11 protein-coding genes are annotated in these 10,000 nt (G+C 46.4%); 1 reads left to right on the top strand and 10 read right to left on the bottom strand.

Annotated features, from left to right (window positions below; genetic code table 11):
* The 9 genes from LDL40_RS06295 to rppH form a co-directional block, all read right to left on the bottom strand.
* On the bottom strand, positions 1–328 hold a 328-nt coding region (locus LDL40_RS06295; RefSeq protein ID WP_300994337.1), incomplete at its 3' end, for a hypothetical protein.
* A 436-nt stretch (positions 329–764) separates the two neighbouring features.
* Positions 765–2,147, bottom strand: coding sequence for a FlgO family outer membrane protein (locus LDL40_RS06300; RefSeq protein ID WP_300994338.1), 1,383 nt, complete (start codon positions 2,145–2,147; stop codon positions 765–767).
* Positions 2,148–2,175: 28 nt separating this feature from the next.
* On the bottom strand, positions 2,176–2,628 hold the full coding sequence (locus LDL40_RS06305) for a hypothetical protein (protein ID WP_300994339.1): 453 nt from the start codon (positions 2,626–2,628) through the stop codon (positions 2,176–2,178).
* On the bottom strand, positions 2,629–3,369 hold the full coding sequence (locus LDL40_RS06310; protein ID WP_300994340.1) for a FlgO family outer membrane protein: 741 nt from the start codon (positions 3,367–3,369) through the stop codon (positions 2,629–2,631).
* Positions 3,370–3,372: 3 nt separating this feature from the next.
* Positions 3,373–3,915 (bottom strand): FlgO family outer membrane protein, encoded by a 543-nt coding sequence (locus LDL40_RS06315; protein ID WP_300994341.1) that lies wholly within the window; start codon positions 3,913–3,915, stop codon positions 3,373–3,375.
* A 205-nt stretch (positions 3,916–4,120) separates the two neighbouring features.
* Positions 4,121–4,954, bottom strand: a complete 834-nt coding sequence (locus LDL40_RS06320) for a thymidylate synthase (RefSeq protein WP_300994342.1) — start codon at positions 4,952–4,954, stop codon at positions 4,121–4,123.
* A complete protein-coding gene (gene lgt, locus LDL40_RS06325) occupies positions 4,951–5,781 on the bottom strand; it encodes a prolipoprotein diacylglyceryl transferase (RefSeq protein ID WP_300994343.1) in 831 nt (276 codons plus the stop codon). Before lgt ends, LDL40_RS06320 begins: the two co-directional genes overlap by 4 nt.
* A 93-nt stretch (positions 5,782–5,874) precedes the next feature.
* Positions 5,875–8,142, bottom strand: a complete 2,268-nt coding sequence (ptsP, locus tag LDL40_RS06330) for a phosphoenolpyruvate--protein phosphotransferase (protein WP_300994344.1) — start codon at positions 8,140–8,142, stop codon at positions 5,875–5,877.
* A 2-nt stretch (positions 8,143–8,144) separates the two neighbouring features.
* Entirely contained in the window at positions 8,145–8,663 is a 519-nt protein-coding gene (rppH, locus tag LDL40_RS06335) for an RNA pyrophosphohydrolase (protein WP_300994345.1), read from the bottom strand.
* 370 nt (positions 8,664–9,033) lie between these two features.
* Here rppH and mutH point away from each other — a divergent pair, with 370 nt between their 5' ends.
* On the top strand, positions 9,034–9,702 hold the full coding sequence (gene mutH, locus LDL40_RS06340) for a DNA mismatch repair endonuclease MutH (RefSeq protein ID WP_300994346.1): 669 nt from the start codon (positions 9,034–9,036) through the stop codon (positions 9,700–9,702).
* On the opposite strand, the gene LDL40_RS06345 is transcribed toward mutH, so the two are convergent.
* A partial coding sequence (locus tag LDL40_RS06345; protein ID WP_300994347.1) for an ABC transporter substrate-binding protein occupies positions 9,699–10,000 on the bottom strand: 302 nt, incomplete at its 5' end. The two genes, mutH and LDL40_RS06345, sit on opposite strands and share 4 nt — an antisense overlap.

The raw sequence follows: 10,000 nt of genomic DNA on the forward strand, positions 1-10,000 counted from the left end.
CGAAAGGAGCTGCGCCAGTTACAGAGAATTGGCCGGCAGAACCTGCGGTAATTACCTGAGCTGAAGCGTTAGTACCGTTAGTGCTTGCCGTTTGAGCGATAGCCGGGTTTGGGCTTACAACGATACTACCCAACTGAGTACCTGCTGGGTCAGCTACAGCACGGATAGTACCAAAAGTTAAAGCCTGCACCTGAGCTAAAGTGAAGGTGTTCTGCACTGTAACAGACGCCGTAGATGGCACTGTTTCAGCGATAGCCTGACCTTGAGATACTACAGCAGCAACCAGGCCAACGCCCGCTGCTACCTTGTTTAAATCAAATTTCTTCATAATCATCTTTCCTATATTGATCAAATAGTTACAATGAACCCGCTCAGGTAACATTTGATGTTTCACACTAAGCGTATTTATGTATCGACCCCAGTTTAAAAAACTTTATACAATTTTTGTGTTTTTTTATATTTTTTTCATTATCTAGCTGACTTGATAAAAACTGCCAAATCTAGCGTCAAAAAGCTGCCATACCCCGTTTTTTCAAAGGTTTAAATCACATTAGAAACAACGAAGTGAGATCACGCTTTATTTCAAATTTAGAAAAAATGTAAATAACAATACTAATTGAATAAGAAATAAATGATTTACCGAATTAAAGAATGATTTTTTCAAACTTTTGTTCAGGTGAAATCGATAAGCAATATAAACTGCCTACAACTGAATACAACTATATTATCCGCATTCAGGCAGCTGTTGCCGCCTGAATCTATTATTACAATTGTTGTAGAACCATAGCCGGAATTAGTGTACTGGCGGAAGCAATTACGACATTGTCTCTGGTGGACACTACCCTGCTATTAATCTGCAAACCACGTCGGGTTGGCACCATAGTTCCGGTCAAGACATAATCCATGCCCTGAGAATCCCGTAATTTTTTGGTGTTACGTGACAAAGATAAATCACCGGTCGGACCCACTGTAATTTCCCGCGTCAGTTTGTATTCAATGACTCTGGCACCATAAGTGGGTAATACAGTGCTTAATTCTTCCGCCAGTTGATTGCCCACTGAGCTGGTTTGCTCCAGTTGCTCGTCAAAAAATACAAAACTGGCTACGCCGACCCGATTTCCGGCCAACTGCTGATTTCCTGCCAGTTTAAAAGCTAATTGTGACACGTAGTCGCTCAAGGATTTGCGACTCATGTGAAACTGTGGCGCCATGGCATAGTGTTGCATGTCAGCACCAGCAGCCGCCAGTTCAGAAGGTAAAGTCCGGCGTTTAAAGGTTTTGACCTGCAAACCAGGAATAGGCTGACCTGATGCTGAAGCTCCGTCCAGCTGAGAGGCCTGCACAGTGCCACCTGCAGGTGCTGCCTCTGCATAAGGCGTGGTCATTGCATACCAACTTGTGTCTTTGCTTCTGGCAGGATCAGAATAAACAGGAGATGAAGATTCAGACGATGAACAATTACAATCTGCTTGTGCAACCACGGCTGGGCTCTTTGTTTGGCCAGAAGTCTCGGATCCACTATCCGGCATCACACTTTGTTCTGTCTGTGCTGTCTGAGTGTCAGTTGGCATCGCCATAGCGGTGTTTGGTTCAACAGGCTGCGCAAACGAAGCCGTTTGCCCTCCAGCGCCTTGCCTATTAGCTGACACCTCAGATACAACTGAACTCAGTTCAACCAATAAGGTATTTAACTCTTCCTGAGTCGTCACCAAAGACTCTAATGCTTGTAAGCTTTCCTGACGTTTTTCCGGTGTCAGTTCATCATGTCCCAGATACTGATCTCTGGAAGGTTCCTCAGCCAGCTGCGACATATCGCCAAGAGCTTGCACTAAAAACTCTAAGTCTGCTTCATTGGTAACCAGGCGCTCCAACGCAGGTTTTTGTTCTTCCCATTCAACTTTCAGGCTTGCCAGTTGCTGTTCCAGTTCCTTGACTTTAGCTTCAGCTGCTAATTGCTCAGCACTCTTGCCTTGATCCCCAGCTTCACTGTCTACCGTACCGGTACCTGAAGCACTTTCAGCCTGGTCAGTTTCCACAGCTGAAACAGATTGTTCATCCATAGAAGCACATGCACTGATCAAAGTAAGCGCCAGCACCATTACAGTAACTTGCATACCTGTTCGCATTTTTTGCGTTTTAGTTTTCATGATCATGCCTTTTTGTTCAGTGTCAGCTTCAAGGGGTGGTGCCAGCCGACATCGTATTAATTTCTTGCAGTAACTTCGCCAGATCAGATTTGATTGCAACCTGGTTTGCGACCATACGCTGTAAATAATCGACTTCAGTTGACTCAGCCACCTGCTGATTTTCTGCGTCATTTTCCTGCTCGTCTGATGAAGGATTATTCTGCTTTTTGACGTACATCATTCGCAACAAAAGTTCGAGTTCAGCGTCATTGTTAATTAGCTTTTTCAGCTCAGCCCTTTGCATATGCAGCTTGTGGTGTGTTTCAAGCAAACGCTGTTTAAGCTCAGTCAATCGTTCAGACTGATTTAACTCAGCCGAAACTTCTTCGGGCTCACTAGAAAAAGTTGAACAGCCCGATAACAAACTCAAAGCAACTAGAGCCGCAGCAGCGTAAAACAGCACAAAACCTTGCATCGAATCTTTCTGTTCTTTAGCGGCCATTTATTCAGCTCCCGCCGCCTTTAGCTGCAACAAAGGTGCAGTATTACTGCCTTTCAGCGCCTGAACCACATTTTGCGGGATCAGAATTTGAGCTGAGGCCAGTACTTTTTTATCGTTTACATTCACCATACGGGCATTAACTAACACCCCGCCCTGATGCCGCACTAAGGTCCCCCCCAACACCACACTGATCGGGTATTGCTGAGTCAGTTCGAGGAAGTCTCGGCTGAAGGTAAAATCTCCCGTTGGCGTCACCCGGATATAGTCAGTGGTTTTAAAGTCTGTCACCGCCATGCCAAACTGAGTGGCTTCGTGCATAAAAGCTTCAGAAATCTGATTGCCTAATAAATCGCCTTGTTGGTAATCACCATCCAAATACACAAAACTGGTGACGCCTACGCTAAAAGTCGTGCTCAATACTTCAAGATTCGCAGCTAAATCATGCATCAGGCTTTGCACATAATGATTGACTGTGACAGCGGGTTCCGTCTTATAACCTGGCATTTTCATTCCAGCCATGCGGGCATTTTGCACTGCAGCACTGTCGTAGTTGTTCACGTATAAATGAGCCAATGACTGATCAGCAGTGGTCATTGCTTTTCCCTGATTTAACTCAACCTCATTTGTCCGGCCTGTAACCTTGTCATCAGGCTCTAACTGGATCATCAGTTGAGTACAACCAGACATCAGGCTTAGCGTTAAAACACAAGCAGGCAATAATACATAATTCAGTCTGTTCATCCGTCAGGACTCCGAATTGCGATACAACTTGTTATGGCGTAATTGTAACTGCTCGTCAGGCCATAACACGGCTACGGGAATAACGCTGGATGCAGCAGCGAGCACCTGCTGGCTTTTCAGGTCGATTAATTTCGCATTGACTGTGATATGCAACTCCCCTTCGGTCAGAGTCCCAGTGATCACATAACGGGCTTGTTGCGATTGAGCCAGCTCAGTTAAGTTTCGCCCTAAGGCATTTTCATAGCCTGAATGCACCAGTACTGCGTCATTCAGGCGGATTTCGCTGACCTGATAACCCAACTGAGTCGCCACAGTCTGCATACTTTCCTGCAGTTGCAACGAGGCGTTGTAGCTGGCACTGCGGCTTATATCAGGCGCCATCAGCTGGACATCAGCAAAAGTAGTCACTGCTATAGCACCGGATTCTAAAGGCTGCAGTTTATAAAACAGCTGATCGGCCAGACGTTCAGTGTAAAACAACAATGGAGGATGATTCGCGGCCTTTGACGACAGCAGCGGATCGGCAACATCTTGCCCCTGAGGCAAAAAGCTGCAGCCGCATAACAGCAAAACTGATAGGTATAGGCTTAAAAATCGCACTCTAGCCCCCGACGCGAATATCGCTTGTTGATCTATGCCAGATATACAGCAAATTTGGTGCCAGAAAATTTTGACGCTTTTTTGCACAAAAAATAAAGCCAGATCACAATCAACTGAATGAGGATTGTGATCTGGCCCCATTTCCGGGTTGTTAGATAGCTATGGGAGCTTTAATGGCAGGATGTGCCAAATAATTGACCAGTTCAAAGTCTTCGATACGGAAGCTAAAAATATCTTTAACTGCCGGATTGAGCTTCATCTGTGGCAGTGGGTGCGGTGTGCGGCTGAGCTGCTCGTTCACTTGCTCCAGATGGTTGCTGTATAAATGCGCATCACCAAAAGTGTGCACAAAATCACCAGGAGTTAAATCACAGACTTGCGCCACCATCATGGTCAGCAAAGCATAACTTGCTATATTAAAAGGCACTCCCAGAAAAATATCAGCGCTGCGCTGATACAACTGGCAGGACAACTTCCCATCATGCACATAAAACTGAAACAGCGTATGGCAAGGCGGCAAGGCCTGCTTGCCCATAGCAGCATTGTCTTTTGGACTAAATTTCGTATCGGGCAAAACGGCAGGATTCCAGCCACTGACGATTAACCGGCGTGAATCCGGGTTGGTTTTAATGTCGTGAATCAGCTGACTAATTTGGTCTATCACCCGGCCATCCGGCGTTTGCCAGCTGCGCCACTGCGCACCATAAACCGGGCCCAAATCTCCCTGTTCTGTGGCCCATTCATCCCAAATCGTTACTTTATTATCTTTCAGATACTGGATATTGGTATCACCTTTAAGAAACCACAGCAGCTCGTGAATAATAGAGCGCAGATGGCATTTTTTGGTGGTCACCAAAGGAAAGCCCTGGCTTAAATCAAACCTCATCTGATAGCCAAACACGCTGATAGTTCCGGTGCCGGTGCGGTCAGATTTCTTATGGCCATGCTCCAGCACATGGCGCATTAAGTCTAAATACTGCTTCATGCCTTGCTCTCTTTCTTCACTGTATTTTCACGGCCATTCTTTTCACGAGTGTAGCCCCAAATAATCAGCCCTAAACCTGCAACTATCATAGGGATACAGAGCCACTGTCCCATCGACATGCCAAGCGACAATAAACCTAAATGAGCGTCCGGTTCGCGGAAAAATTCAATAATAAAGCGTGCTGTGCCATAGCCCAGCAGGAACAAACCAGCGACATTACCTGCAGGTGGATTTTTGCGTTTGTACCACTGCAATAAAACAAACAGAATGATGCCTTCGCCTAACAGTTCATACAATTGAGACGGATGGCGTGGCAGCATACCAGCATTAGGGAATAATACAGCCCATGGCACATCTGTAGTCCGGCCCCACAATTCGCCGTTGATAAAGTTACCTAAACGACCAAAAGCTAAACCCAAAGGCAGCAGAGGCACAACAAAATCGCCCAGTTCCAGATAACGTTTTTTATTGCGCCAGGCAAACCACGCCATAGCCGTCATCACACCCAGAACACCACCGTGGAAGGACATCCCCCCTTCCCAGGTGCGGAATAAGTACAAGGGATCAGCCACAAAATTACTGAAACTGTAAAACAACACATAACCCACACGGCCACCAACAATCACGCCGAGGAAGCCAAAAAACAGTAAATCACTGACTTGATCACGGGTCCAGCCAGAACCTGGATTGTCGGCCTGGCGATTCGCCAGCCAGTTAGCTAACAGAAAAGCAATGACATACATCAGGCCATACCAACGCACTGCGACGGGACCTATGCTGAAAATTACCGGGTCAATTTGCGGGAATAGAAAATAAGAGTCCACCATGAAAAGTCCTGTTCTAATCAATAAATCAGTAGGGCACCCAGCCGGATACACACATCTTGATAAGGTCAAACATTGTAACAGCCCTTGGTCCTGTTAAGCACGCAATTGGTTCAACAGCTGTTTTTGGTCGAGGAAACGTTGTACCTGCAGACGAACTTGTTTGGGCGACTGACAGGCTAGAATTTCAGGTAGCAGTAATTGTAGTTCTGACAGATGAACTCTACGCAGTAACCATTTGATTTTGGCCAGGTTACTGCTGTTCATACTGAATTTATCATAGCCCATAGCTGCTAAAATCAGCACCCCAGCTGGTTCACCCGCCAGCTCGCCGCAAATACTCATAGGCAATTGTAGCCCCTGTGCCTGCAGCGACATCTGATGTAAGGCTCGCAGCACCGCCGGATGCATTGCATCGTACAATGCGGCAACTCGTGGGTTGTTCCTGTCCACCGCCAATAGATACTGGGTTAAGTCGTTAGTACCAACAGAACAAAAATCCACTTTACGCGCCAGTTCTGGCAACTGGTACATAATGGATGGCACTTCAATCATCACACCTACTTTGGCTTTGGGTAGCTGAACTTCGGTACCTGCCAGCTCATCGGTCAGTTCAAAGGTCGCTTGTTTGATCAGACGAAGTGATTCGTCCACTTCAGCCAGATCCGAAATCATCGGCAGCAAAATATGTAAATTACCCTGACCAATATTGGCTTTGAGCATAGCGCGAATTTGCACCAGAAAAATTTCTGGATGGTCCAGGGTTAAACGGATGCCACGCCAGCCTAAAAAGGGGTTTTCTTCAATAATACTAAAATAAGGTAGCGCTTTGTCCCCCCCTACATCCAAAGTACGCATCACTACAGCTTTGGTGGGATGAGACGCCAGAACCTTTTTATACAGCTCAATTTGCTCTGCTTCGGTTGGGAAGCGATTACGCATAATAAAAGGGAACTCGGTACGGTATAAGCCTATGCCGTCTGTATAAGAAGGCTGCGCACTTTCCAGCTCTATCGCAAGCCCAGCATTGACCATCAGGCTAAAAGGCGCACCGCAGGCGCTCTGAGCGTTTAAATGCATCTCCGACTGATAACGGGCACTTAACTGCGCATCTTCACTAATCAAAGCCTGATATTCAGCGACTATAGCTTCGGCAGGCGCGACTAAAATTTGACCTCGGTAGCCATCGACTATTAAACGCTGGCTTTGCCAGTGAAACAATGGCAGTTCGTCCAGCCCCATCACAGCCGGAATACCCAAAGCTCGCGCCATAATGGCGGCGTGTGAGTTAACTGAACCTTTAAGTGAAACAATAGCAACAAGCTGTGCACGTGGGATTTCAGCCAGCATAGTAGCTGTGACATTATCGGCCACCAGCACCACTTTTTCCGGCAACTTGTGATGTCGCTGCTCTGTATCCAGCAAATGATTCAGCACGCGCTGGCCTAAATCACGAATGTCAGTGCCCCGCTCTCGCAGATAAGGATCGTCCATATCATCAAACTGGCGGGCAAACTTTTCCACCACTCGCTTGAGTGCACTTTTGGCACACCAGCCTTCGTGGATTTGCTTTTCAATTTCGTTACCAAGACTGGCGGCGTCTAATAGCTGGTGGTAAACATCAAAAATGGCCAAAGCGTCTGCCGGCAAATGGCCGGCCATACGCTCAGCTAAACGATTAAACTCAGCTTTGGTAATTTTGACGGCTTTATAAAAACGCGACAGTTCTTTTTCCGGATCATCGACTTTCTTCAGTGATATGGCATCAAAATCACTGGACGGTTCCAACACAAAACCTTCACCTATTGCTATACCTGGTGCACCAGGTAAGCCCAGTAACTGACCTGTACTTTTTTGTTGTTTTGAATTCTGGCTGGCGGCCTGTCGCATTTCTGCGTTGACTAAGACAGACGCTAACTGCACCCCTAAAGTCACCAGAAAAGATTCTTCATCTTCACTGAACACCCTGGATTCGCCCTGCTGTATTGTTAATACACCCAAGACTTTGCGGTGATGAATAATAGGACAGCCCAAAAAGGCAGAGAATCTGTCCTCACTGACTTCAGGGGTGACTTTAAAGCGGGGGTGTAAATGGGCTTGTGCTAAGTTGATTGGCTCTTCACGCTGACCAACCCAGCCAATTAAGCCTTCGGAGAAGCCAATAGAAATTTGGCCAACCGCTTCAGGATTTAAGCCGTCTGTGGCCATCAACATAAAATGCTGTTGTTCATAGTCGGCTAAGTAGACAGAGCAACACTCTGTTTTCAGGGCATTTTTTACGTTCGAGACTAAGCCAGCCAATGCGTTATTCAGTACCGGCTCTTGCGCCACATCCTGCACTATGCGCCTTAACTGGCTCAGCATTCCTAACCCCTTCTGATTAACTTCTCATTTTTTCCATCTCTACGAAGATACGGCAATGCAATAGGGGCAAACTCTTTCATCACCTTGCGGTACACTTCCCGCTTAAAGGCGACGACCTGACGCACCGGATACCAATAACTGACCCAACGCCAGTCATCAAACTCCGGATGTGAAGTTTTTAACAGATTTACGTCTTCATCCTTACAGGTCAGGCGCAACAAAAACCACTTTTGTTTTTGCCCTATACACACCGGATTACTGTCCCGCCGGATTAAACGCTTAGGTAACTTGTACCTTAGCCAGTGTTTAGTTACAGCTATGATTTCTACATCATCAGGCTGCAATCCCACTTCTTCATTTAATTCGCGATACATGGCTTGCTCCGGGGTTTCCCCATCATCAATGCCGCCCTGTGGGTACTGCCAGGAATGTTGACCGTATCTCCTTGCCCAAAACACCTGTCCATGGTGGTTGTATATCACAATGCCGACGTTGGCTCTAAAGCCTTCAGCGTCGATCACAAAAACCTCTAGCTTGGTAACAGCTGTTGTTTCATCGATTCTTTCATAAAGTCACGACTTCGGCAAATTGTATTTTTTACAGAGTTATCCACAATTTAACTGATTAATTTGCACTCACTGTGAACTTCTGCACAGGCTCTGTATATAAAGCTGTGCATAAGGATGTTTTTATTCCTGAATAACTCTTAACTGCTGGAATAACACCCAAGCAAACAAAGAAAAATATTTATAAAAAACATAAGGTTAATCAAGAAAGTCTGGTATTTAAGCAGTGTTACAACTGTGCATAACTTGCTTTGTTTGCTTTTTGAGCAGCAAAATAAAGCAAAAAATGGTAATGTTTTTAGACACCTGAATCACCGCTGCATTTATGAACAAAGCCCCTGTCACTGCCGAAGAATTACTTGAACGTTGTGCCATCATTGCTGGCCTGACCTTAGGTCAACTGGCTGAACAATGTCAGCTGCAGCTACCAGCCAACCTGCAAAAAGAAAAAGGGAGCGTTGGTCAGTTACTCGAGTCGGTGCTGGGCGCCAGTAGTGGCAATAAAGCAGAACCTGATTTTCCTCACTTAGGCATAGAGTTGAAAACCTTGCCAGTAGACCGTTTCGGTAAGCCTTTGGAAAGTACTTATGTCTGTGTTGCCCCGTTAACAGACGTCGCAGGATTGCATTGGCACCAATCCTGGGTCTGCCGCAAACTCAGCAAAGTGCTTTTTGTACCCATACTTGCAGAACGCAGTATTCCTTTGGCGGAGCGTCAGATTGGTACAGCTTTTTTATGGAGCCCCGACGCCGAACAACAAGAGCTGCTGCAACAGGATTGGGAAGAACTGATGGAACTGATCGTTTTGGGTGGTATAGATCAGATCAAAGGGGCGCACGGCAAAGTGCTGCAACTGCGGCCCAAAGCGGCCAACAGCAAAGCTCTGACATCAGCTATCGGCGCTGATGGCCAACCTATCCAGACCTTGCCCAGAGGTTTTTATTTAAAGGCCAGCTTTACTGCGTCATTGCTGGCCCGTCAGTTTGGTACTTAGCTTTGATACTTGTTGAGTAACTGTTGATAGTCGCCGCTGTCCTTTAGCTGTTGCAATGCCTGATTAAAGGCGTTGACCTGACCAGGCTGTACAGTGGATTTACTGAACATCACATAAATGGGCGTTTCATCCAATTTTATATTCAATGCCTGGACCTGCTGTTCCAGACCTTTGCGCCGGATAATGGCAGCGCCAACAAAACTATCCTCCAACACAGCATCGACCTGATCATCCAGTAGGACTGCAATATTTTGCTCACTCATCGTAGATTCAACAAAATGCGGACGCATCTGGTCAT

Origin of the sequence: Rheinheimera sp., assembly GCF_020217005.1 — a bacterium.
Taxonomy (GTDB): domain Bacteria; phylum Pseudomonadota; class Gammaproteobacteria; order Enterobacterales; family Alteromonadaceae; genus Pararheinheimera.